Genomic DNA, 21,821 nt, shown 5'->3' with positions numbered 1-21,821 from the left:
GCCCGCTGGGGTGCTACTCAGCGGCCACGGCTCACTTGCCGTAGTACGCGTCGTAGATCGAGACCGACGACGTGTTGCCCTTCTTGTCGGCGATCGTGGCGCGGAGCGAGACCGCCTTGCCCCTGGCCGGGTTCTTCACGGTGATCTTGCCGTGGCTGACCGTCACCTTCCGCCAGTTCCGGCCGTGGTCGTAGGACACGTACACCGTGAGGGACTTGAGGTTGCGGCCGGCGGCCGCGCCCTCGACGGTGACCGGGAAGGTGTTCTTCCTGCCCGCCGCGACGCGGCTGTCCAGGCCGGTCTCGGCACCGAAGTGGACGGTGGAGGCAGGCAGCTGGGCCAGTACGGTGCCGCTGCCCGGCTTCTTCGAGCGGAAGGTCCAGCTCGCGTCGATCCGGGTGGAGGCGGCGGCGACCCTGGCCGAGCGGACGACCGAGGTGGTCAGCTTGTACGCCGCGTCACCTGACGGCACCGTGAACACGCCGTCCCCGAAGAGCGGGTCCTTGTTGGAGCCGACCTTGGCGCCGTTGCGGTACAGGGTGGTCTTCACCGACAGGAAGTCGGAGGACCCGGCGTGCCGCGCACCGTCGGAGAAGAGCGGGACGATGCCGTAGATCTGGTTGCCGTCCCGGTACAGGCCGAACCCGCGGCTCAGCTCCGGCCCGAAGACGGCCGTGTTGAAGGTGTTCCGGTAGGTCTTGCCGGCCTTGTACGTCTTCGGGTCGCCCAGTGTGTAGAAGGCGTCGGCGATCGGAAAGCCCTTGGCGTCGTGGCCGGAGTACTGGGTGGCGTCGAAGGCCCACTGGGCGCCGTCCACGGTGGAGACGTGGAAGGTGCGGGTGCCGGGCAGCCTCTGCTCCACCGCGTCGCCGGAGACGAAGTCCTCGCCGACGACGCCCCACGGGCTGACCGCGCCGGTCTTGCCCGGGGCGGAGGCGCCGACGGTGTTGCGCACCGTGGCCAGTTCGCTCGTCGTGAAGTGCCGGACCTTGCCGCCCTGCAGCTTCCTGACCTGCGCGCTGGTGGCGACGTCGTACTCCTCGTTGCCGCCCTTGGTGAACTGGCCGCTCCAGGTCTGGGTCAGACCGCTCGCGACCTCGCCGCCCAGCGGCGCGACCCGGATGTTGTCGAAGCTGTCGAAGCCGACCCCGAATCCGACGCCCGCCGGGTCGTACATGTAGTCGATCGTCGCCGTGTGCGGCTTGGCCCCGGTGTCCGGCACGGTGATGTCGGCGGCCTTCGCGGTGCGGGCGTCGACGGTGAGCGTGAGGTCCTTGGTGACGTCCAGCTTCGGGTCGACCAGCCAGTCGACACCGCCGTCGAAGGTGGTGAAGTCCTTGGCGATCAGGGCGTCCAGCAGGTACGTGCCCTTCGGCACCCGGAACGTGGCGGTCCCGGTGCCGGAGACCGGCACGGCGTAGTCCCGGCCGTTGCCGAGGCCCGCGTAGCTGACGAGGTCGGTGCTGTAGACACCGGTCGGGTTGCCGTCGCGTCCGATGTGCTTGACGGTGACGTTGTACGACTGCACCTCGCGCTGGACCGCGGCCGCCGTGCGGATGGCCTGGCCGCCGCCGGTCGCCGTGACGTACGCCGAGTAGGCGCCGTCGAGGGTGCCGCCCAGCTTGGTGTCGACGGTGAGGCCGACGGAGGCCGTGCCGCCCGCCGGGACGGTGACCCGGGTCGCGCCGAGCTTGAAGAAGCCGGCCGGGGCCGCCGCGCCCCTGGGGCCGGTGGCGGACGACGTCAGCGTGAGCGTCACGTCGGACGTGCCGGTGTTGCGGTACGTCAGCTGCTTGGTGACCGGGGTGTCGTCGGTGTGCGGCCACTGCTGCACACCGAAGTTCACCGACACCGGATCGGCGAGCACGGTCTGCTTGATGGCCTTGTCGACGGCGATCCGGCCCGAACCCTGCTGGAACGGCGTGTAGTTGCCGCCCTTCGCGGAACCGGTCAGGGCCGCCTTCAGCTCCTGGAAGCCCCAGTCGGGGTGCTCCTGCTTGAGGATGGCGGCGGCGCCCGCGACGTGCGGGGTCGCCATCGAGGTACCGGAGATGGTCAGGTAGCCGGGCGGGTTCTCGCCGACCTCCTGGTCGATGACACTGCCCTTGGCCGCGGCCGCGGTGATGTCGACGCCGGGCGCGGTGACATCGGGCTTGATGGACCCGTCGGCGGCGGGGCCGGTGGAGGAGAAGTCGGCCAGCTTGTCCTTGCCGTCGACGGCGCCGACGGTGAGCGCGTCTGCGGCGCTGCCCGGCGAACCGATCGACTCGGGGCCCTCGTTGCCCGCGGCGATCGCGAACAGGATGCCCTTCTGCTCGGACAGCTTGTTCACCTCGGCTTCCAGCGGGTCGATCTCCGGGGTGTCGAAGCCGCCGAGGCTGAGGTTGACGATGTCGGCGCCCTCGGCCGCCGCCCACTCCATGCCGGCGAGGATGCCGGAGTCGTCACCGGAGCCGGTGTCGTCCAGGACCTTGCCGTTGAGGATCTTCGCGCCGGGCGCGACACCCGTGTACTTGCCGTGCGACTTGGCACCGGTGCCGGCCGCGATGGACGCGACGTGCGTGCCGTGCCCGAAGTGGTCCAAGGCGTCGGCGGCCGCGCTGAAGTTCTTGGACTCGATCACCTGGTCCTTGAGGTCCGGGTGGCTCGTGTCGACTCCGGTGTCCAGGACGGCGATCTTGACGCCCTTGCCGTTGTAACCGGCCTTCCATGCCGTGGGCGCGCCGATCTGCGGCACGGACTTGTCCAGGCTGGCCTTGCGGACGCCGTCGAGCCAGACGTGCGCGATGCCGGCGGCGGCCTTGTCGCCGTTGGTGACCGCGTCCCACAGCTCGGGCGTTTCCTTGGCCGGGGTCTGCACGGCGTCCGCGTTCAGCGCCTTCAGGCTGTGCCGCAGGGTGCCCGCGTCCCGGACGTCGGCCCGGGTGGCGGTGGCGGCACCGCTGTAGCCGACGATGACCTTGAGGCCGTTCCGCTGCGCCCTGCGGGTCGCGGCACTGTTCAACTCGGTGACGTCGAAGAGCCGTTGGTCCAGCTTGCCGGAGGCCACCAGCTGGACGGCGTCACCGGGGACGACGAGGGTGTGCCCGCCGGCCTTGCTGATCCGGAAGGGTATGTGCTGCCGCCCCTTCGCCCGCTCCAGGCCGACGACCCGGCCCTTGGCGTCGAGGGCGACCCGGTCGCCGGTGATCAGGGTGACGTGGTGCTTGGCGGTGAGCGAAGAGGCGGCCGCGGCCGAGGCGGCAGGCGATTCCGGCTTCGCCGACGCCGGGCTGGTCATGCCCGCGGCGAGCGCGACGGCGGCTGCCGTGGCCACGGTGGCCACGGCAGCTCTTTTCACTTGTCTGCGCAAGACTCCCCCAGGAGACGGTGTACCGGGCGAATTCCCCGTTCACCCGGCCGGGGGCAGTCCCGTACGCACATACGTCAACCCCCCGGAATACGGAGTATGCCGGGGGGTGATCAGCGGGCTCAATAGATGAGAGGCCGGTAAGAGGGGTGTGGGACAACTGTTACGCGCCGGGGTGAACACCGTTACACAACCGCGCGGTTGCGTGCGGCGCGGCGGTTCTATGCTCCGGCGTTCTCCTTGACGGTGATCTTGCCCTTGCGGATGGTCGCGAGGCGCGGGGCCTTCTTCGCTATCGCGGAGTCGTGGGTGACCATGATGAAGGTCAGCCCGTGCTCCTTCCACATGCGCTCCAGTACGTCCATGATCTCGTCGCGCATGCCCTCGTCGAGGTTGCCGGTGGGCTCGTCGGCGAGCAGCACCTTGGGCTGCTTGACGAGGGCCCGGGCGATGGCGACGCGCTGCTGCTGGCCGCCGGACATCTCGCCGGGCAGGTGGCCGAGGCGCTCCCCGAGGCCGACCGACGTCAGCGCCTCGGCGGCGCGCTCTCGCCGTTCCTTGGTCTTGACGCCGAGCGGGACGAGGGCGGTCTCGACGTTCTCCTGGGCGGTGAGCGTCGGGATGAGGTTGAACGACTGGAAGACGAAGCCGATGCTTGCGCTGCGGACCGACGTGAGCTTCGTTTCGGAGAGCTTGGCCAAGTCGGTCCCGTCGAGAACGACTTCGCCGGAGGTCGGGCGGTCGAGTCCTCCCAGCATCTGCAGGAGGGTGGACTTGCCGCCGCCGGTGGGGCCCTGGATGACCAGGCGGTCGCCGTCGGCGATGGTGAGGTCGATGCCGTCGAGGGCGCGGACGGTGTCCTTGCCGCGTGAGTAGAGCTTGGTGACGTTTCTGAGTTCGTACATGGTGGCTCCTGGAGGGTTTTCGGGGTGGGGCGGTGCGTTGTCGGCCGCGGGCGGGTGGGGGCTGGTCGCGCAGTTCCCCGCGCCCCTTACGGGGCTACATAGCCGCGGGCAGTCGTGCCGCTGGGGCGGCACGGGTGGGCGCTGGGGGTCCCCCCGGCCGAAGGCTGGGGGGGCACCCTGCAAGGGCCGGTGAGCGTCCCCACCCCCCGCTCCGGCCGACGTCAGCTACTCGACGCGCCGCAGTGCATCCGCCGGCCGCAACCTGGACGCGCGCCAGCCGCCGAACGCGCCCGCGATCAGGCCACCGGCCACCGCGAGGCCCACCGCCAGCCCGATCGTCGTCACGCTGACCGGTGCCGTGAGGGCGACCTCCAGGGTCTTCGCGGCCTGCCGGCCGGGACCGCCGCCGAAGCCGCCGCCCCCACCGCCGCCGAAGCCGCCGCCACCGGTGCCGCCACCACCGCCGCCCAGGGAGGCCTGCAGCGTCGGGCTGATCGCGGTGACCACGTACGCCCCTGCCAGGCCGAGCCCGATCCCGAGCGCACCGCCGACCAGGCCGTTGACCATGGCCTCGCCGATGACCTGCCGGGTGACCCGGCCGGACTTCCAGCCCAGCGCCTTCAGCGTGCCGAACTCACGGACGCGGCGGGACACCGCCGAGGAGGTGAGCAGGCCGGCGACCAGGAACGCGGCCACGAGCACCGCGATGGACAGCCACTTGCCGACGTTGGTGGCGAGCGAGGACGCCGTGGACAGCGAGCCGGAGACGGTGTCCGCGAGGTCGGCGGAGGTGGTGACCGTCGTACCCGAGACGTTGCTCTGGATGGTCTTCTTGACGGAGGAGATCTGCTTGGAGTCGGTCGCCTTGACGTAGATCGTGGTGACCTTGTTCTTCTCGTCGGCGAGCGTCTGCGCCTGCTTCAGCGGCATGTAGAGGTTGGCCGCCGCGTCACCGCTGTCGGCCGTCGCGATGCCGATGATCGTGAACTTGACCTTGTTGATGGTGACGGTCGAACCGACCTTGTACTTCTTCTCCTTGGCGTACGCCGAGTCGGCGACCAGCACCTTGGCGTCCGTCTCGGTGGCCTTGAAGGTACGGCCGCTGGTGATCTTCGACGAGGTCAGCGGGCCGACCTCGGTCTGGGTGACGTCGGTGCCGTAGACCGTGTACGAGTTGACGTCGAAGTTGGCGCCGCCGCCCTTGACCTCGCCCTGCGGCTGGCCGTTGCCCCCGCCGCCGAAGCCGCCGCCGTTGCCGCCGGAGCCCTGGTTCTGCTGGAACTGACCCCGCGTGAACTGACCGCTGATCTTGACCACGTTGAGGTTCAGCCCGCCGACCGCGGTCGCGACGCCCTTCTGGTCGCCGACCTTGGTGACGGTGGTGGAGGCGAGGGTGGTGAAGCCCTGCACCATGACGCGGTCACTGCTCTGCGTGCTCGACGAGTCGTTGTTCTGCGCGTCGAAGTTGAAGCGGGGCCGCTGGGAGGCGCTCGTGGACGCCGACGCCGCCTTGGTGACCGTCATGTCCGTACCCAGGCCGTACAGCGACTGGAGGACCTTGTCCTGCGCCTTCCCCATGCCGTTGGACACGGAGTTGACCACGATGACCAGTGCGATGCCCAGCGCGAGGCCGGAGGCGACGACGAGAGCCGCCTTTCTGCGGCGGCGCAGTTCGCGCCTCAGGTAGGTGAAGAACATGACCGCAAGGTAGGGACGCACCGTGATGGCTCGATAAGGCCCAAATAAGAGATGCATGAGAAGGCTGTACGGAGGCCAGGAATGCCCCCGCACCGGGCTGTCAGCGCAGGGCGTGCCGGAGGAGGGCCAGGCCGGCCAGGAGCATGACCAGGCCGCAGACCCCGTTCCAGCCGAAGGCGGCGTACGCCCGCACACCCAGCCAGGAACCCGCGCTGCCGCCGAGGAACGCGCAGGTCATGTAGGCGGTGTTGAGCCGGGCCCGGGCCTCGGGGCGGAGCGCGAAGATGCGCGCCTGGTTGGCGACCTGGCCGGACTGCGTCGCCACGTCGAGCAGAAGCATCCCGGCCCCCAGACCGGCCAGGCCGGCGGCGCCGCCGAGGTGACCGGTCAGCAGCAGGGCGCCGGCCGCGACGGCGCCCACCGCGCACACCAGGTTGACGGCGTCGGGGCCCTGGCGGTCGGTGCGGCGCCCGGCGACCGGGGTGGCGAACATGCTGCCCGCGCCCACCAGGGCGAGCACGCCGACGGCCGGGGTGCCGAGGCGGTAGGCGGGGCCGGTGAGGTACAGCGCGAGGGCGGTCCACGCGCCGCTGAAGGCGGCGAACACCAGCACCTGGTTGAGGGCGGAGCGGCGCAACTGCGGCTCGGTGCGCAGCAGGTGCAGTGCGGTCGCGAGCAGCGCCGGGTAGGGCCGGCCGGTGCTCGGTGTGGTGGTGGGGAGCGCGGCGGCCAGGGCCAGGGTGAGGACGAGCACCAGGCCGGCGGCGACCAGGTAGGGGGCGCGCCAGCCGAGCCACTCGCCGAGGGTGCCGGAGAAGGTGCGGGCCAGCAGGATGCCGCCGATCAGGCCGGACAGCAGGGTGCCGGTGACCGCGCCGCGGTGCTCCGGCGCGGTCAGCCCGGCGGCCATGGGGATGAGGATCTGCGGGACGACGGTGGTCAGGCCGACCAGCGCGCCGGCGGCGGCGAGGACGGGCAGCGAGGTGGCGGTGCCCGCGAGCACCAGGCCGGCGCAGGTCACCAGCAGCAGGGTGGTGACCAGGCCGCGGTGGCGCAGCCGGTCGCCGAGCGGGACCAGCAGGAAGATGCCGGCCGCGTAGCCGAGTTGGGCGCAGCTGACGACGACGGCCGCGGACTCCGGTGAGACGTGCAGGTCGTCGGCTATGAGCGGGCTGATCGCCTGCGGGAAGTAGATGTTGGCCACCGCGACGCCGCAGGCGACGGAGAGCAGCAGGATCAGGCGCCGGCTCAGCGTCGGCGACGAGGGGGCGGAAGTCCCTGCGGACACGACACACCTCTGGCGAGGAAGGGGACGGGAAGGGAACTGGGAACCCGTATAACAGGTTCCTGGACGGTACCAGTAAAACCGGTTCCGCAGTAGGGTGGTTCCCATGCCCGCCGCACCCGCGCCCACGGTCCCCCGCTTCCGCAGCGGAGCGGGCCGGATCTGCCTGGACTTCATGCGCACGCTCCGGCTGCGCGGTACGGACGGCGCCACCGAGGAACTGGACACCCCCGGGGCCTTGGCCGCCTGGGTCGCCCAGCTGGGGCCCTATCCCGACGGCACGGCGATTCCGGCGCCGGCACCGGACGAGCTCCGGAGGGCGCGGGCGGTACGGGAGGCGGTGCACGCGCTGCTGACCGCGGCCCGTTCCTCCGCCGGCCCGGCCGGCTGCCCGCCCGGGGAGCGGGAGTTGCTCAACCGGGCCGCCGCCGCGGCTCCCCCGGTTCCGGTGCTCGCCGCGGACGGCACGGTGGCCTGGAGCGCCGCGGACCCGGTCGGCGCGCTCCTCGCCGACATCGCGCGCGACGCGCTCTCGCTGGCCACCTCGCCCGCCCTCGACCGGGTGCGGGCCTGCTCCGGACCGCACTGCGCCGCCTGGTTCCTGGACACGTCCCGCCCGGGCAACCGCCGCTGGTGCTCGATGGAGACCTGCGGCAACCAGGCCAAGAAGCAGACCTGGCGCACCAGGCACGCGAGCCCGGCCGGCGGCTGACGCACCGGCCGGGCGGTTACCGCCAACGCCGAAGGCGGCCGTCCCCCCAGGGGTACGGCCGCCTTCGCTGCGCTGCCCGGACGGCTCAGACGGCCGAACCGGCCTTCCAGTCGGCCCAGTTCATGTTCCAGCCGTTGAGGCCGTTGTCGGGGGCCACGGTCTTGTCGCCGGTGTGGGATATGACCACCACGTCGCCGACGATCGAGTGGCTGTACATCCAGTAGGCGGGCGTGCTGGTGTCGTTGGCGCCCTTGGTGTCGGACAGGCCCACGCAGCCGTGGCTGGTGTTCACGGAGCCGAAGACGGACTTGGCGCCCCAGTAGTTGCCGTGCAGGAAGGTGCCGGAGCTGGTGAGGCGGATGGCGTGCGGCACGTCCTTGATGTCGTACTCGCCCTTGCCGTCGCTGTCGGTGAAGCCCACGGTCGCGCCGTTCATGCGCGTCTCCTTGAACTTCTCGGACATCACCATGGTGCCGTTGTACGTCTTGTGCTCGGGCGAACCGGCGGAGATCGGGATGGTCTTGACGGTCTTGCCGTCCTGGGTGACCTTCATCTCCTTGGTCTGGGCGTCGACGTAGGAGACCTGGTTGCGGCCGATGTGGAAGGTGACCGTCTTCTGCTGGACGCCGTAGACACCGGAGGCGCCCTCGACACCGTCGAGCGCCAGCTTCAGCGTGACGGTGGAGTTCTCCTTCCAGTAGTCCTCGGGGCGGCAGTCCATGCGCTGGGTGGAGAACCAGTGGCAGGCGACCTCCTGGCCGCTGCTGGAGGTGACCGTGATGCCCTTCTGGACGGCGGCCTTGTTCGTGATCTGCTTGTCGAAGTTGATCGACACGGGCATGCCGACGCCGACGGTCGAGCCGTCCTCGGGGGTGAAGGTGCCTATGAAGCTGTTGGCCGGGGAGACCGTGGTGAAGGAGGCGTTCTCGTGCGCGACCAGGCCGGCGGAGTCCTTGGCCTCGGCGGCGACCTTGTAAGTGGTGGACCGCTCCAGCTGGGTGGAGGGCTTCCAGCTGGTCTTGTCGGCGGACAGCGCGCCGGCGACCGCGGTGCCGTCGGCGGTGGTCATGGTGACGCTGGTGAGCGTGCCCTTGCTGACGGTGACGGCCGCGGAGTTGTTGATCGACGCGTTGGACGAGCCGTCCTTGGGTGTGATGGTGATGTCGGCCTTCGACGACTTCTTGGCCGCGGCCTCGTCCGCCTGGGCCTGCGAGCTCTGGCCGCCGCCGGACGCCTTGTCATCGCTGCCGGAACACGCCGTGAGCACCAGTACGCCACCGAGCAGTGCGGACGCGGCCACCAGGCCCTTGCGCCGCTTACTGTCCGTCATCACACGCTTCTCCATCGTTGCCGAGTCCGCGAACACACCGAGAGTCCCCGTCAGGAAATCCCAACGCTGGGGCCGCGTCGTCCCGTTCCACTTTCTCCGGATCTGTGGGGCACAACACGCCCACGGGGGCGGCCGGTGCGGAAGTGACCGGTCCGCGCGCCCCCCGAGACGACGAAACCCCGGACGGCGGTTGCCGCCCGGGGTCACCGGTTCCCCGGATCGCTCAGCCGATGCCGCCCTCTTCGTCGTCGCCGTCGTCATCATCCTCGTCGAGATCCCAGTCCGGCGAATCGGGATCGTAGGAAATCCGCTCGCTGGACCAGGAGGCCTGCTGGAGTTCGACCCCGGGCACCTCGCTGACCAGGTCGAACGGATCGACGAGGTAGGCGAGCGCCTCGGCGGTGTCTTCCGTCACAGCGGCCTCGGCCTGGGCCCGCTCCTCGCCGGGCAGGTCGGGATCCCCGGCGATCCGCCGCAGCGCGGCCTTGGTGACCTCGCCGCCGTCCTCCACCTCGAGGACCAGCTCCACCCGAAGCCGCACAAAACGTGATGTCTCTGGAGTGCTCATGGCGGGAGCGTACGACTGAAACCTCCCGTGACTTTCCCGTGACCCGCGATTTTCACTAACATCAGCCCACACGGCCAATTCGCCAGCGTCACAAGGGGATCGATATTCCGTGTCATCCGCTCGCCGCCCGTTGCTGACCGCCACCGCCGCAGGCACCCTCCTGTGCGCGCTGTGGTTCGTCCCGTCCGCCCACGCGTCGCAGGACGCCACGGCGAGAACCGGCACGTCGGAGAGTACGGCGACCCGGGTCACCCAGCAGGCGAGGGCGCTGTCCGAGGCCACGTCCGAGGCGACCGGGGACGCCACCCACCTCGCCGACACCGGCAGCCCGGACACCACGCCGTACGTCGTCGGCGGCACCCTCTTCCTCGCCGTCGGCGCGGGCTTCGTGGTCTACTCGGTCCGCCGGGAGCGCCTGGAGTTCTAAACGACTTGACCACTCTTTGACCGGGGACTCACAGTCCTCTCATGAAGAGATCACCGGGCGTGCGGACCTGCGCCCTCGCCGTCGGCGGCGCGCTGTCCCTCGCCCTCATCACGGGCTGCTCCGGCGGGAGTTCCACGGGTACCTCGGGGACCGCGCGGGAAGCGTCCACCGTCAAGGCGCTGAACACCGCGGAGTTGAAGCAGCGGATCCTCGCGCAGGGCGAGGTGGACGGCTACAAGGTCAACGCGATCGGCAAGGCCGCGCCGAACCGGAGCACCGTCAAGTCCAGCGACGACAAGTGCCGCCCGCTGGCCTACGTCCTCACCGGCCTCTCCCCCGCCGACCCGGCGTCCGAGATCGGCCGCACGGTACGCGAGGACAAGAAGGACCCCACCGACCACGCGACCTCCCTCGACGACATGGCCGACGGCAAGTTCGAGAGCGCCCTCAAGGACTCCCTGAACCTGGACGTCACCTCCCTCGACCTGTCGTCGTACGACGGCGACGGCGCCCAGCAGGCCCTGCGCGCGCTCTCGACCGCCCTCGAGTCCTGCACCAAGGGCTTCACGGGCGGCGCCGCCGGCGACGAACAGAAGGTCACGAAGGTCACGCCGGCCAAGGCATCCGGATCGGGCGACGAGTCGATCGCCTTCACCGCCACCACCGACATGGACGGCGACAAGGGCCCCCTGCACGCCGAGGTCGTCCGCTACGGCAACACGGTCGCCACCTACTTCACGATGAACATCGGCGCCATGATGACCAACAAGCCCTACACAGTGCCTCCACCAGTGATCAAGGCCCAGTCGACCAAGCTGAAGTAGAGCGCGGTTCCCCGCGCCCCTCTGGAGGCGCGGGGAACCGCGCATCTCGGGGGGCGAGGAACCGCGCAATCTCGGTGGCGCGGGGAACCGCGCAGTCTCGGGTCGCGAAGAACCGCACAGTCTCGGGACGCGGAGAACCGCACATCTCGGGACGCGGAGAACCACACAGTCTCGGGACGCGGGGAACCGCGCAGTCTCGGGGCGCGAGGAACCGCACAGTCTCGGGGCGCGAGGAACCGCACAGTCTCGGGGCGCGGGGAACCGCGCAGTCTTGGGGCGCGGGGAACCGCGCAGTCTTGGGGGCGCGGGGAACTGCGCGACCAGCCCCCCACGCACCCGCGGCCGACGAACTACCGCAGCGGCCCGGTCACCTTCTCCGCCGCCGCGACGACGCCCCCGCCCCGCACGAACTCCTCCGCCGCGGCCAGATCCGGCGCGAGGAAACGGTCGGGCCCAGGCCCCCGCACCCCAGCCGAGCGCACCGCGTCGATCACGGCCCGGGACGCCGGCGCCGGCGCCAGGCCCTCCCGCAACTCGACGGCCCGGGCGGCCGCATACAGCTCGACGGCGATGATCCGCGTCAGATTGTCCACGGCCGTCCGCAACTTGCGCGCCGCCGACCACCCCATCGACACGTGGTCCTCCTGCATCGCCGAGGACGGGATCGAGTCGGCCGACGCCGGAACGGCCAGCCGCTTCAGCTCGCTCACCAGCGCCGCCTGCGTGTACTGGGCGATCATCAGCCCCGAGTCGACGCCCGCGTCGTCCGCCAGGAACGGGGGCAGCCCGTGACTGCGGTTCTTGTCCAGCAGCCGGTCCGTCCGCCGCTCGGCGATCGACCCGAGGTCGGCCACCGCGATCGCGAGGAAGTCGAGGACGTAGGCGACCGGCGCCCCGTGGAAGTTGCCGTTCGACTCCACCCGCCCGTCGGGCAGGACCACCGGGTTGTCGACGGCCGACGCCAGCTCCCGCTCGGCGACCAGCCGCGCGTGCGCGAGCGTGTCCCGCCCGGCCCCGGCCACCTGCGGAGCACACCGCACCGAGTACGCGTCCTGGACGCGCGGCGCGTCGTCCTGGTGGTGACCGGTCAGCTCGGAACCCTCCAGCACGGCGAGCATGTTGGCGGCGCTGTCGCCCTGCCCCGGGTGCGGCCGGATGGCGTGCAGCTCGGGCGCGAGCACCTTGTCCGTACCGAGCAGCGCCTCCAGGCTCAACGCGGCCGTGACGTCGGCCGACTTGTAGAGCATGTCCAGGTCGGCGAGGGCCATCACCAGCATGCCGAGCATGCCGTCGGTGCCGTTGAGGAGGGCCAGCCCCTCCTTCTCGCGCAGTTCGACGGGGGCGATCCCGTGCTCGGCGAGCAGCTCACCGGCGGGCCGCACGACCCCGTCGGGGCCCTCGGCGTCGCCCTCGCCCATCAGCGTGAGGGCGCAGTGCGAGAGCGGGGCCAGGTCCCCGGAGCAGCCCAGGGAGCCGTACTCGTGCACGACCGGGGTGATACCGGCGTTCAGCACGTCGGCCATGGTCTGGGCGACCTCGGGACGCACACCGGTGTGTCCGGAGCAGACGGTCTTCAGCCGCAGGAACATCAGGGCCCGGACGACCTCGCGCTCCACCCGCGGCCCCATCCCGGCCGCGTGCGAACGGACGATGTTGCGCTGCAGCTGGGCCCGCAGCTCCGGGCTGATGTGCCGGGTCGCCAGGGCACCGAAGCCGGTGCTGACGCCGTAGACCGGTTCCGGCTTGGCCGCCAGCGCGTCCACGATCTCGCGGGCCGCCGCGAGGGCCGCGACCGCCTCCGCGGACAGTTCGATCCGGGCGCCGCCGCGCGCCACGGCGAGAACGTCGGACGCGGTGACACCGGACGTCCCCACCACCACAGTGTGCATATCCATATTCAGGAGCGTACGCATTGAATGCAGGGGCTGTCACTACTGGGGCACGGGTTCGCCCCTTACTTGTACGTCACAGCCGTACCTCACGGCCGTACCTCACAGCCGTGCGTCACAGGCCCCGGCGTCCGCGGAAGCTCCGCCGCTCCGCCCGCTCCGGCGGCGGCGCGTCGGCCAGCCGCACCACGGGATCGTCGGGCCCCTCCCGCCCGGCCACCACCGGCCGCCCGGCGCGCAGCGCCTTGGCCCGGTACTGGGCCGCGTCGGCCAGCCGGAACAGCCGGCGCCCCGAGCGCACCGGCCCGATCGGGTCCGCGGTCGAGGCGACCCCGCACGCGACCCCCTCTCCCAGCTCCAACTCCCCGGCCCGACGGCAGAGTTCGTCGGCCGCCTTGACCACGTCGTCGGCCGGCGGACCGACCGCGAGCAGACAGAACTCGTCCCCGCCGAGCCGCGCGGCCAGCGCACCCGGCAGCATCGCCCCGCACAGCGACAGCACCGAGCCGAAGCGTTCGAGGAGACGGTCCCCGACGGCGTGCCCGCAGGTGTCGTTGACCTTCTTCAGCCCGTTGAGGTCGCAGACGACGAGACTGACCACGGCCCCCTCCGCACGGTGCCGCTCGACCGCCTCGTCGAGGCGTACGTCGACGGCACGGCGGTTGGCGAGTCCGGTGAGGGCGTCGGTGTACGCGAGCCGGCGGGCCTCCTCGAGACGCTCGGTCTGCGCGATCCCCGCGGCGACGACGGAGGCGAGGACGGTGGCGAAGTCGGCGTCGGCGCGGCCGAAGACGGGGGCGCGGACGGCGCGGGCCACGTACAGCTCGCCCCAGGCCCTGCCGTGCAGCACGATCGGGGCGACCAGGCAGCAGCCGCGGCCCCGGCGGCGCAGGGCGGCGACACGCTGGTGGGAGTAGCCGGGGCGGCCGGCGGCGGGGCCCTCGGCCGTCTCGACCCAGGCGTTGGGGCCGCCGCCGCCCGCCCAGCGTTCGTGGAGGAACTCGGTGATCTCCGGGAACTGGTGCACCGGGTAGGCCTCGGCCTCTGGGAACTCCTCCTCGTCCGGGGCGCGCTCCCCGACGTTCACGAGGACCCGGAGCCGGCCGAGCTCGCGCTCCCAGACGGAGAGCGCGGCGAAGCTGCCGTCCAGCGCACGGCAGGCACCGGCCGCGGCGGCGTGCCAGCACTCACGTGGGGTGTGAGCCGCAGCCATGCCCTGGGCCAGCGCCACGACGGCGGCGAGCCGGTTGTCCTCACCCATCACTCCAGGTTAGGGAGAATCTGGTTCATTCGGGACATTGGTGCGGCGAACAGGTGTTGCGAGGCGGGCGCATCGCCGCGGGCCGCGGGCCGGTGGGGGTCGCTCGCGCAGTTCCCCGCGCCCCTTACGGGGCGCTACCCAGCCGCATCCCGAAACACCTGGCACCCCGCAAGCGCGGTGAGCGTCCCCACCCCCGGCCCGACCCACCGCGCCTCACTCCCCCGGCCACTCCGGACGCCGCTTCTCGTTGAACGCCGCCACCCCCTCCGCGCGGTCCCCCGAGAACGCCACCGTCCGCCAGGCCGCGTCCTCGACCTCGAGCCCCGTCGGCAGATCCAGCCCGTGCCCCAGTCGCAACGCCCGCTTCGCCGCCCGCAGGCCCACCGGCGAGTTGGCCGCCATCCGGGCCGCCAGCTCCAGCGCCGCCTCCCGGTCCCGCCCCGCCTCCACCAGCTCGTCGACGAGACCCAGCGCACGCGCCTCCGGTGCCTCCACCCGCCGCGCCGAGAAGATCAGCTCGGCCGCGCGGGCCGCACCCACCCGGCGCGGCAGCAGCTGGGTGCCGCCGCCGCCCGGGATCACGCCCACCGACACCTCGGGCAGGCCCACCACGGCCGTGCCGTCGGCCACGATCACGTCGCAGGACAGGGCCAGTTCGAAGCCCCCGCCGAGCGCGTAGCCGTGCACGGCGGCGATCGTCGGCATCGGCAGCTCCAGCACGCCGGTGTACGCCCCGCGCGACAGCGGCCGCGACCGGAGCAGCTCCGCGTCGCTCATCGCGTTGCGCTCCTTCAGGTCGGCGCCGACACAGAACGCCCGCTCGTGCGAGGAGGTCAGCACGACGACCCGGGCGTGCCGGTCGGCGCTCAGGGCGGCGCACGCGGCCACGATCGAACGCGCCATCTCCGCCGACACCGCGTTCATGGCCTGGGGCCGGTCCAGCACGAACTCGGCGACCTTGCCGTGCCGTCGTACCAGCACGAACTCCCCGAACCGCTCCTCGCTCACGACACGCCCTCCGGTTAACGCGGGTTAACATCCTGGCCCCGATCATCGCAGCCGAGGTGCGAACGGGAAAGAGCGGCCACCCGGTTCCCGCACCGAACCCCGGCAACCCGTTCGAGTGACATCCCGCCCAAGTCACGCCGCACCGCCCAGGGGAGCGCATAACGTGCGCTCGCCATGGCGCATCGGGGGCGCGAGCGCACGGGGAGGGATCGTGATGAGCGAGACGTCGAGGCAGCCGACGCGAGACACCGACCTCACGGCAGCGGAGCCGGCGTCGGCCACGGACCCCACCCCGGCCGGCCCGCGCCGCTTCGTTGCGCACCCCAGGGGCCGGCACCGCCGTCCCCGCCCCCGCCGGGTCCTGCTCGTCGCCGGCGGTATCGCGCTGGCCGCCGGGGCCCTGAGCCTGGTCCGGGTGAGCGTCGATCCGGGCGCCGGCGGCCCCGGCGCCGCCGAGGCGGAACCACGGCTGGATCCGGGCAGCGGGACGGACCGGTCGGCCCCCGCCGCCGTCACGGTCGCCACCGCCACCGCCATCCCCCGGCCGGACCGCTCGCCGACCTCGTTGCCGGTCGGGGCGAGTCCGGCGCCGACGACGTCCTCCACCGACGTACCCCCGAAGACCGCGCCCGCGAGCCGGCCCACCGCACAGGCCACCCCGGGCCCGACCACCATCCCCGAGGCCCCCAACACCCCGGCCCCCTCGGCCAGCCCGCGGCCGACCTCGGCACCGCCCGGGAACACGCCCGCCCCCACCCCGGCACCGCGGCCCTCCACCCCGGCCGGGTCCGGCCTCTGCGTCCCGATCATCGGCCTGTGCGTCGACGCGGCGGCGGCGGCGCCGAGCGGCTGACGCGGGATCTGCGAGGCCGGATCTGTGAGGCCGGGCGGGGCCGGGCCATGAGGCCGGACCTATGCGGACGGGACCGCCTCGTCCCTGCGGGTGAGCAGCCAGGGCTCGACCACGCCCAGGCCACGGACCGGACGCTGCCACATCGGCTGCAGCGCGAAGCGGTACACCGGGGGCTCCTCGCCCTCCTTCTCGGCGGCCGCCGCCTCCTCCGCGGCGGCCGCCTCCGAGGCCGGCGCCTCGCCGACCCGGATCAGCTCCTCCGCGAACGCGCTGTCCACGAGCACGGCGTCGCGCGGGGCTATCGAGGTGAGGCGGGAGGCGAGGTTCACGGTCGTTCCGAAGACATCGCCCATTCGGGTGGTGACCGTGCCGAAGGCCATGCCGACCCGCAGCTCCGGCATCGTCTCGTCGTTCGCCATGGTCTCCACCAGGCGCAGCGCGATGTCGGCGGCGACACCGGCGTCGTCGGCCGCGTACAGGACCTCGTCGCCGAGGGTCTTGATGAGCCGGCCGCCGCGGGCCGCCACCAGGTCGGCGGCGGTGGTCTCGAAGGCCTCGACCAGCTCGCCGAGTTCCTCCTCCTCCATGCGCCGGGTCAGCCGGGTGAACCCCACGAGGTCGGCGAAGCCGACGGCGAGGCGGCGGTCGACCATCTCCTCGTCGTCGGTGGCCTGCACGACCCGCCCCGCCGAGGCGGCGAGCTGGCGGCGCCAGACGTAGACGAGGAACTCCTCCAGTTCGGGCAGGAGCAGTTCGACGATCGGGTACGTGACCTCGGTGCGGGTCATGCCCGGCTCGGGCGGCTCGGTCAGGCCCTCCAGGAAGGAATCCATCTGCCACTCGGCCAGACGGGCGGTGGTCTGCCCCGTGGACCGCGCCACCTGCACGGCCATGGCCTCGCTGAGCAGCCCCGCCTCGACGAGACCGGCGAGCCGGCGCAGGGCCAGCACGTCGGCCTCCGTCAGCGCCTTGGCCTGGCCGATGTCGGCGAAGCCCATCGCCCGCCAGAACCTCGACGCCAGCTCCATGGAGACGCCGGCGCTGCGGGCCGCCTGGAAGGGGGTGTAGCGGCGCTCGGCCCCGAGGATCAGGCCTTCGAGACGCAGCGCGAGGGGGTCCTCGCCGGAGTCGGCGGCGTCCGCGCCCTCGCCGGAGCCCGTGTCGTCGACGGTCACGCCTGCTGCCCTTCCGATCTACCGCGGTCGCATACCGACCAGGCTCAACTCTACGGCAGCTGTGCGGTAGCTCACTTCGTGAGGTAAGCCGACATCGGGGTGGTGAGGGGTCGATTTCCGGGTGCGGGCCGGTGGGGGTCGCCCGCGCAGTTCCCCGCGCCCCTTACGGGGCGCGGCACGGGTGGGCGCTGGGGGTCCCCCCTGCCGAAGACTGGGGGAGGCACCCTGCAAGCGCCGGTAAGCGACCCATCCCCGGCCCCAGCCCGCCCGCACCCGCCCTCACGCCGGCCGCAGGTGCACGATGTCCCCCGCGCCCACCGGCTCCTGGACGCCCTCCTTCGTGGCGATCACCAGCCTGCCGTCGCCGTCGACCGCCACCGCCTCGCCGACCAGCGCCCGGTCCCCGGGCAGTTCCGCCCGCACCGCCCGCCCCAGCGTCGCGCAACCCGCCGCGTAGGCCTCCTGGAGCCCGCTCACGGCCGGATCGCCGCCCGCCGCGCGCCAGCGGCCGTACCAGTCCTCCAGGGAGCGCAGGACGGCTCTCAGCAGCGTCTCCCGGTCCGTGCTCACCGCCCCGGCCAGCGCCAGCGAACCGGCCTGCGGCACCGGCAGCTCGGCCGCGCGGAGCGTGACGTTGATGCCGACGCCGACCACCACCCCGTCCTCGCCGGCCCGCTCCGCGAGGATGCCCCCGGCCTTGCGTTCCTCGTCACCGACGGTGACGAGGAGGTCGTTCGGCCACTTGAGCGCCGTGTCGACGCCCGCGCCCCGCGCCAGCCCCGTCGCCACCGCCACCCCCGTGAGCAGCGGCAGCCAGCCCCAGCGGGCCACCGGCACCTCGGCCGGCTTCAGCAGCACAGAGAAGAACAGGCCCGAGCGCGGCGGCGCCGTCCACTGCCGGTCCAGCCGGCCCCGCCCCGCCGTCTGCTCCTCGGCGACCAGCACCGCACCCTCGTCGGCGTCCCCCGCGACCGCCCGGGCCACGAGGTCGGAATTGGTGGAGCCGGTACGGCCCACGACCTCGATGTCGCAGTACAGGCCCCCGCGGCCGCCGTCCCGCACCAGGTCCCTGCGCAGCCCGGCCCCGTTCAGCGGTGGACGGTCCAGGTCGGACCAACGATTGTTGTTCGCATCTGCTGCGTCTCGCGGCGTCATGCAAGCCACCCTAGGTGTGTTGTACGCCGCACTGCCGTTTGGTAGGCACCCCACTACGCTACGGATGAGTAACCGTCCCCCCTTTTGAGCAGGCAGGGAGCCGCATCCCGATGTCCGAGCCGGAAGAGATCGACATTCACACGACCGCGGGGAAGCTCGCGGATCTCCAGCGCCGTGTCCACGAAGCGACACACGCCGGTTCGGAGCGCGCCGTCGAGAAGCAGCACGCCAAGGGCAAGCTGACGGCCCGTGAGCGGATCGAGCTGCTCCTCGACGAGGGCTCCTTCATCGAGCTGGACGAGTTCGCCCGGCACCGCTCCACCAACTTCGGCCTGGAGAAGAACCGCCCCTACGGCGACGGCGTCGTCACCGGGTACGGCACGGTCGACGGCCGTCCCGTCGCCGTCTTCTCGCAGGACTTCACCGTCTTCGGCGGCGCCCTCGGCGAGGTCTACGGCCAGAAGATCGTGAAGGTCATGGACTTCGCCCTGAAGACCGGCTGCCCGGTCATCGGCATCAACGACTCCGGCGGCGCCCGCATCCAGGAGGGGGTCGCCTCCCTCGGCGCGTACGGCGAGATCTTCCGCCGCAACACCCACGCGAGCGGCGTGATCCCGCAGATCTCGCTCGTCGTCGGCCCCTGCGCGGGCGGTGCCGTGTACTCCCCGGCCATCACCGACTTCACGGTCATGGTCGACCAGACGTCCCACATGTTCATCACCGGCCCTGACGTCATCAAGACGGTCACCGGCGAGGATGTCGGCTTCGAGGAGCTGGGCGGCGCCCGGACCCACAACTCCGTCTCCGGCGTGGCCCACCACATGGCCGGCGACGAGAAGGACGCCGTCGAGTACGTCAAGCAGCTGCTGTCGTACCTGCCGTCCAACAACCTCTCCGAGGCCCCGGTCTTCCCCGAGGAGGCCGACCTCACGGTCACCGACGAGGACCGCGAGCTGGACACCCTGGTCCCGGACAGCGCGAACCAGCCGTACGACATCCACACGGTGATCGAACACGTTCTCGACGACGGCGAGTTCTTCGAGACGCAGGCCCTGTTCGCCCCGAACATCGTCACCGGCTTCGGCCGCGTCGAGGGCCACCCGGTCGGCATCGTCGCCAACCAGCCGATGCAGTTCGCCGGCTGCCTGGACATCAAGGCGAGCGAGAAGGCCTCCCGCTTCGTCCGCACCTGCGACGCCTTCAACGTCCCGGTCATCACCTTCGTCGACGTCCCCGGTTTCCTGCCCGGCGTCGACCAGGAGCACGACGGCATCATCCGCCGCGGCGCCAAGCTGATCTACGCCTACGCCGAGGCCACCGTCCCCCTCATCACCGTCATCACCCGCAAGGCCTTCGGCGGCGCCTACGACGTCATGGGCTCCAAGCACCTGGGCGCCGACCTCAACCTCGCCTGGCCGACCGCCCAGATCGCCGTCATGGGCGCCCAGGGCGCGGTCAACATCCTGCACCGCCGCACCATCGCGGAGGCGGAGGACTCGGGAGAGGGCGAGGCCACCCGGGCGCGGCTCATCCAGGAGTACGAGGACACCCTCCTCAACCCCTACACGGCGGCCGAACGCGGCTACATCGACGCCGTCATCATGCCCTCGGACACCCGCCGCCACGTCGTACGGGGCCTGCGCCAGCTGCGCACCAAGCGCGAGTCCCTGCCCCCGAAGAAGCACGGCAACATCCCCCTCTAAGGAGCCGCTGTGACGATCAAGGTCATACGGGGCAACCCGACCCCGGAGGAGCTGGCCGCCGCCCTGGCGGTCGTAAGGGCACGCGCGGCCGCCCTGGCGGCCGCCCCGCCCGGCACCCCGCGACCGACGAGCGCCTGGTCCGACCCGGGCCGCATCGCCCAGCAACGCCTCCCCCAGCCAAGCCCGAGCGCATGGACCCGCACCTACTGGCCTGCCTAGGAGCAACTGACTCAGGGGGCGCGGGGAACCGCGCACAGAAGTACAACCCCGGGCTCCGATTTGAGTACCCCTACTCAGGCGCCGCCCCCGGCCAAGCCCCACGCTGGTGACATGCTGTGGTCGGACCCCGAAGACGAGCCGCCGAAGGACCTGCAGGACATGCAGAACACCCTCCGGCGGCTCGGCGTCTTCCTGGCCCTGGTGATGGTCGTCCTGATGATCGTGCTGGGCGTGAGGTGAGCAACCCTCTGTCGGCCCCCACCGATACGCTGCCCCCATGCGCAGACTCGTCCTCGCCTCCCAGTCCCCCGCCCGGCTGAACCTCCTGCGCCAGGCGGGCCTCGCCCCCGAGGTGATCGTCAGCGGCGTCGACGAGGAGGCCGTCACCGCCCCCACCCCGGCCGAGCTGGCCCTCGCCCTCGCGGAGGCGAAGGCGTCGGTGGTCGCCGCCCGCCCCGAGGTGCAGGGCGCGATCGTCATCGGCTGCGACTCCGTCCTCGACCTCGACGGCCGCGCCCTCGGCAAGCCGGGCGACGCCGAGGAGGCCACCGCCCGCTGGAAGTCGATGCGCGGCCGGGCCGGCACCCTGCAGACCGGCCACTGCGTCTGGGACACGGCGAGCAAGCGCTGGGTGTCGGCGATCGCCTCCACGGTCGTACGGTTCGGCGAGCCCACCGACGAGGAGATCGCGGCGTACGTCGCCACCGGCGAACCCCTCTACGTGGCGGGAGCGTTCACCCTGGACGGCCGCAGCGCGCCGTTCGTCGAGGGCATCGACGGCGACCACGGCAACGTGATCGGCATCAGCCTGCCCCTGGTCCGCCGGCTCCTGGCGGAGCTCGGCGTCGGCATCACGGAGTTGTGGGCGCCGGTGGAGTGAACGGCCCCGCGGGCGGCGTGTCGTTCTTCGCCTCCGCCGCCGGCCCCGGCTCCGGTTCCGGCTCGCCCGCGGGTCCGGAACCGCCCTCGCCCCCGCCGTCGGCTCCGGCCCCTGCCCCACCGGCCCCGTCCACCTGGTCGTACGTCATCAGCAGCAGGACGACGAGCGCGAGGACGATCACCATGAACAGGAACGCCCGCCAGCCGATCAGCCCCCACGACACGGCGCCCAGGAGGGCGTGCACGACCGCCACGCTGATCAGCAGCACCCGGCCGAGGCCGGCGGGCGGCCGGTTGCGGACGGCGACCAGCAGCGCCACCAGGCCGCACAGCGCGAAGTAGAGGCCGAAGACCACCGCGCCGGCCTTCGCGGACACCGACATCTTGTCCGGGTCGAGGCCGGCCAGGGACATGTCCTGGCGGTCGACGACCACCCCCATGAACCAGTTGAGTGCCGCGATGCCCAATGCCTCGGCGAAGAGTATGACCGCCACGGCCCACGCCACCGGTCTGCGCACCACCGGTCCCCACCCACTTTCGTTCACGGCCCGGACCTGAGCCGGTGTTACTTGAAGTACGCC

At 71.9% G+C, this 21,821-nt stretch carries 20 protein-coding genes; 8 read left to right on the top strand and 12 right to left on the bottom strand.

Translation table 11 applies throughout. The features are described 5' to 3' along the window. Positions 1-31: 31 nt before the first annotated feature. The 4 genes from ACFY0K_RS17650 to ACFY0K_RS17635 form a co-directional block, all read right to left on the bottom strand. Entirely contained in the window at positions 32-3,280 is a 3,249-nt protein-coding gene (locus tag ACFY0K_RS17650) for a S8 family serine peptidase (RefSeq protein ID WP_390640955.1), read from the bottom strand. Positions 3,281-3,570: 290 nt separating this feature from the next. Next, the gene (locus tag ACFY0K_RS17645; protein ID WP_390640604.1) at positions 3,571-4,254 is read right to left on the bottom strand and encodes an ABC transporter ATP-binding protein; all 684 of its coding nucleotides are present in this window, start codon (positions 4,252-4,254) and stop codon (positions 3,571-3,573) included. Positions 4,255-4,479: 225 nt separating this feature from the next. Then, a complete protein-coding gene (locus ACFY0K_RS17640) occupies positions 4,480-5,952 on the bottom strand; it encodes an ABC transporter permease (RefSeq protein ID WP_390640603.1) in 1,473 nt (490 codons plus the stop codon). Positions 5,953-6,052: 100 nt separating this feature from the next. Beyond that, a complete protein-coding gene (locus tag ACFY0K_RS17635; protein ID WP_390640602.1) occupies positions 6,053-7,240 on the bottom strand; it encodes an MFS transporter in 1,188 nt (395 codons plus the stop codon). A gap of 103 nt (positions 7,241-7,343) precedes the next feature. On the opposite strand from ACFY0K_RS17635, the gene ACFY0K_RS17630 reads away from it, so the two are divergent. After that, positions 7,344-7,949, top strand: coding sequence for a CGNR zinc finger domain-containing protein (locus ACFY0K_RS17630; protein ID WP_390640601.1), 606 nt, complete (start codon positions 7,344-7,346; stop codon positions 7,947-7,949). A gap of 85 nt (positions 7,950-8,034) precedes the next feature. Here the strand turns inward: ACFY0K_RS17630 and ACFY0K_RS17625 are convergent, their stop codons facing one another. Both ACFY0K_RS17625 and ACFY0K_RS17620 read right to left on the bottom strand, forming a co-directional pair. Further along, positions 8,035-9,279 (bottom strand): Ig-like domain-containing protein, encoded by a 1,245-nt coding sequence (locus ACFY0K_RS17625; RefSeq protein WP_390640600.1) that lies wholly within the window; start codon positions 9,277-9,279, stop codon positions 8,035-8,037. Positions 9,280-9,502: 223 nt separating this feature from the next. After that, positions 9,503-9,847, bottom strand: a complete 345-nt coding sequence (locus tag ACFY0K_RS17620) for a hypothetical protein (RefSeq protein WP_351959421.1) — start codon at positions 9,845-9,847, stop codon at positions 9,503-9,505. Between the two features lie 109 nt (positions 9,848-9,956). Here ACFY0K_RS17620 and ACFY0K_RS17615 point away from each other — a divergent pair, with 109 nt between their 5' ends. Continuing rightward, positions 9,957-10,274 carry an LAETG motif-containing sortase-dependent surface protein gene (locus tag ACFY0K_RS17615; RefSeq protein WP_390640599.1) on the top strand — a complete coding sequence of 106 codons (318 nt, stop codon included), beginning with the start codon at positions 9,957-9,959 and terminating at the stop codon, positions 10,272-10,274. Positions 10,275-10,315: 41 nt separating this feature from the next. Beyond that, positions 10,316-11,098 carry a hypothetical protein gene (locus ACFY0K_RS17610; protein ID WP_390640598.1) on the top strand — a complete coding sequence of 261 codons (783 nt, stop codon included), beginning with the start codon at positions 10,316-10,318 and terminating at the stop codon, positions 11,096-11,098. 350 nt (positions 11,099-11,448) lie between these two features. Here ACFY0K_RS17610 and hutH read toward each other — a convergent pair whose 3' ends face one another. The 3 genes from hutH to ACFY0K_RS17595 all read right to left on the bottom strand — a co-directional run bounded on the left by hutH (position 11,449) and on the right by ACFY0K_RS17595 (position 15,256). Next, positions 11,449-12,987, bottom strand: coding sequence for a histidine ammonia-lyase (hutH, locus tag ACFY0K_RS17605; protein WP_390640954.1), 1,539 nt, complete (start codon positions 12,985-12,987; stop codon positions 11,449-11,451). Between the two features lie 115 nt (positions 12,988-13,102). After that, positions 13,103-14,248: a diguanylate cyclase domain-containing protein gene (locus ACFY0K_RS17600; protein ID WP_390640597.1), complete on the bottom strand. Its 1,146-nt coding sequence runs from the start codon at positions 14,246-14,248 to the stop codon at positions 13,103-13,105. Between the two features lie 213 nt (positions 14,249-14,461). Continuing rightward, entirely contained in the window at positions 14,462-15,256 is a 795-nt protein-coding gene (locus ACFY0K_RS17595) for an enoyl-CoA hydratase/isomerase family protein (protein ID WP_390640596.1), read from the bottom strand. A 214-nt stretch (positions 15,257-15,470) separates the two neighbouring features. On the opposite strand from ACFY0K_RS17595, the gene ACFY0K_RS17590 reads away from it, so the two are divergent. Beyond that, positions 15,471-16,109, top strand: a complete 639-nt coding sequence (locus ACFY0K_RS17590) for a hypothetical protein (protein WP_390640595.1) — start codon at positions 15,471-15,473, stop codon at positions 16,107-16,109. A gap of 59 nt (positions 16,110-16,168) precedes the next feature. On the opposite strand, the gene ACFY0K_RS17585 is transcribed toward ACFY0K_RS17590, so the two are convergent. Both ACFY0K_RS17585 and ACFY0K_RS17580 read right to left on the bottom strand, forming a co-directional pair. Further along, positions 16,169-17,284 (bottom strand): adenylate/guanylate cyclase domain-containing protein, encoded by a 1,116-nt coding sequence (locus ACFY0K_RS17585; protein WP_352354669.1) that lies wholly within the window; start codon positions 17,282-17,284, stop codon positions 16,169-16,171. A gap of 279 nt (positions 17,285-17,563) precedes the next feature. Then, positions 17,564-18,439 (bottom strand): biotin--[acetyl-CoA-carboxylase] ligase, encoded by an 876-nt coding sequence (locus ACFY0K_RS17580; RefSeq protein ID WP_390640594.1) that lies wholly within the window; start codon positions 18,437-18,439, stop codon positions 17,564-17,566. 110 nt (positions 18,440-18,549) lie between these two features. On the opposite strand from ACFY0K_RS17580, the gene ACFY0K_RS17575 reads away from it, so the two are divergent. The 4 genes from ACFY0K_RS17575 (at position 18,550) to ACFY0K_RS17560 (ending at position 21,241) form a co-directional block, all read left to right on the top strand. After that, positions 18,550-20,142 carry an acyl-CoA carboxylase subunit beta gene (locus ACFY0K_RS17575; protein ID WP_390640593.1) on the top strand — a complete coding sequence of 531 codons (1,593 nt, stop codon included), beginning with the start codon at positions 18,550-18,552 and terminating at the stop codon, positions 20,140-20,142. A 9-nt stretch (positions 20,143-20,151) separates the two neighbouring features. Further along, positions 20,152-20,361 carry an acyl-CoA carboxylase epsilon subunit gene (locus ACFY0K_RS17570; protein WP_351959412.1) on the top strand — a complete coding sequence of 70 codons (210 nt, stop codon included), beginning with the start codon at positions 20,152-20,154 and terminating at the stop codon, positions 20,359-20,361. Between the two features lie 111 nt (positions 20,362-20,472). Next, positions 20,473-20,601 (top strand): morphogenic membrane protein MmpB, encoded by a 129-nt coding sequence (gene mmpB / locus ACFY0K_RS17565; protein WP_093499434.1) that lies wholly within the window; start codon positions 20,473-20,475, stop codon positions 20,599-20,601. A 37-nt stretch (positions 20,602-20,638) separates the two neighbouring features. Continuing rightward, positions 20,639-21,241, top strand: coding sequence for a nucleoside triphosphate pyrophosphatase (locus ACFY0K_RS17560; RefSeq protein WP_351959411.1), 603 nt, complete (start codon positions 20,639-20,641; stop codon positions 21,239-21,241). Here the strand turns inward: ACFY0K_RS17560 and ACFY0K_RS17555 are convergent. Beyond that, positions 21,213-21,761, bottom strand: a complete 549-nt coding sequence (locus tag ACFY0K_RS17555; RefSeq protein WP_390640953.1) for a hypothetical protein — start codon at positions 21,759-21,761, stop codon at positions 21,213-21,215. The two genes, ACFY0K_RS17560 and ACFY0K_RS17555, sit on opposite strands and share 29 nt — an antisense overlap. Positions 21,762-21,821: the final 60 nt, after the last annotated feature.

Origin of the sequence: Streptomyces sp. NPDC001507 (genome assembly GCF_042894765.1) — a bacterium.
GTDB lineage: Bacteria > Actinomycetota > Actinomycetes > Streptomycetales > Streptomycetaceae > Streptomyces.
The sequence above is the reverse complement of the archived record's forward strand: the minus strand, read 5'-3'. Positions and strand labels throughout refer to the sequence as shown.

Excerpts from the sequence above, each read along its gene's own strand:
- ACFY0K_RS17650 (WP_390640955.1), bottom strand. The coding sequence starts at position 3,280 with ATGACCAGCCCGGCGTCGGCGAAGCCGGAATCGCCTGCCGCCTCGGCC.
- ACFY0K_RS17645 (WP_390640604.1), bottom strand. The coding sequence starts at position 4,254 with ATGTACGAACTCAGAAACGTCACCAAGCTCTACTCACGCGGCAAGGAC.
- ACFY0K_RS17640 (WP_390640603.1), bottom strand. The coding sequence starts at position 5,952 with ATGTTCTTCACCTACCTGAGGCGCGAACTGCGCCGCCGCAGAAAGGCG.
- ACFY0K_RS17630 (WP_390640601.1), top strand. The coding sequence starts at position 7,344 with ATGCCCGCCGCACCCGCGCCCACGGTCCCCCGCTTCCGCAGCGGAGCG.
- ACFY0K_RS17625 (WP_390640600.1), bottom strand. The coding sequence starts at position 9,279 with ATGACGGACAGTAAGCGGCGCAAGGGCCTGGTGGCCGCGTCCGCACTG.
- ACFY0K_RS17620 (WP_351959421.1), bottom strand. The coding sequence starts at position 9,847 with ATGAGCACTCCAGAGACATCACGTTTTGTGCGGCTTCGGGTGGAGCTG.
- ACFY0K_RS17610 (WP_390640598.1), top strand. The coding sequence starts at position 10,316 with ATGAAGAGATCACCGGGCGTGCGGACCTGCGCCCTCGCCGTCGGCGGC.
- hutH (WP_390640954.1), bottom strand. The coding sequence starts at position 12,987 with ATGCACACTGTGGTGGTGGGGACGTCCGGTGTCACCGCGTCCGACGTT.
- ACFY0K_RS17600 (WP_390640597.1), bottom strand. The coding sequence starts at position 14,248 with ATGGGTGAGGACAACCGGCTCGCCGCCGTCGTGGCGCTGGCCCAGGGC.
- ACFY0K_RS17590 (WP_390640595.1), top strand. The coding sequence starts at position 15,471 with ATGAGCGAGACGTCGAGGCAGCCGACGCGAGACACCGACCTCACGGCA.
- ACFY0K_RS17580 (WP_390640594.1), bottom strand. The coding sequence starts at position 18,439 with ATGACGCCGCGAGACGCAGCAGATGCGAACAACAATCGTTGGTCCGAC.
- ACFY0K_RS17575 (WP_390640593.1), top strand. The coding sequence starts at position 18,550 with ATGTCCGAGCCGGAAGAGATCGACATTCACACGACCGCGGGGAAGCTC.
- mmpB (WP_093499434.1), top strand. The coding sequence starts at position 20,473 with ATGCTGTGGTCGGACCCCGAAGACGAGCCGCCGAAGGACCTGCAGGAC.
- ACFY0K_RS17560 (WP_351959411.1), top strand. The coding sequence starts at position 20,639 with ATGCGCAGACTCGTCCTCGCCTCCCAGTCCCCCGCCCGGCTGAACCTC.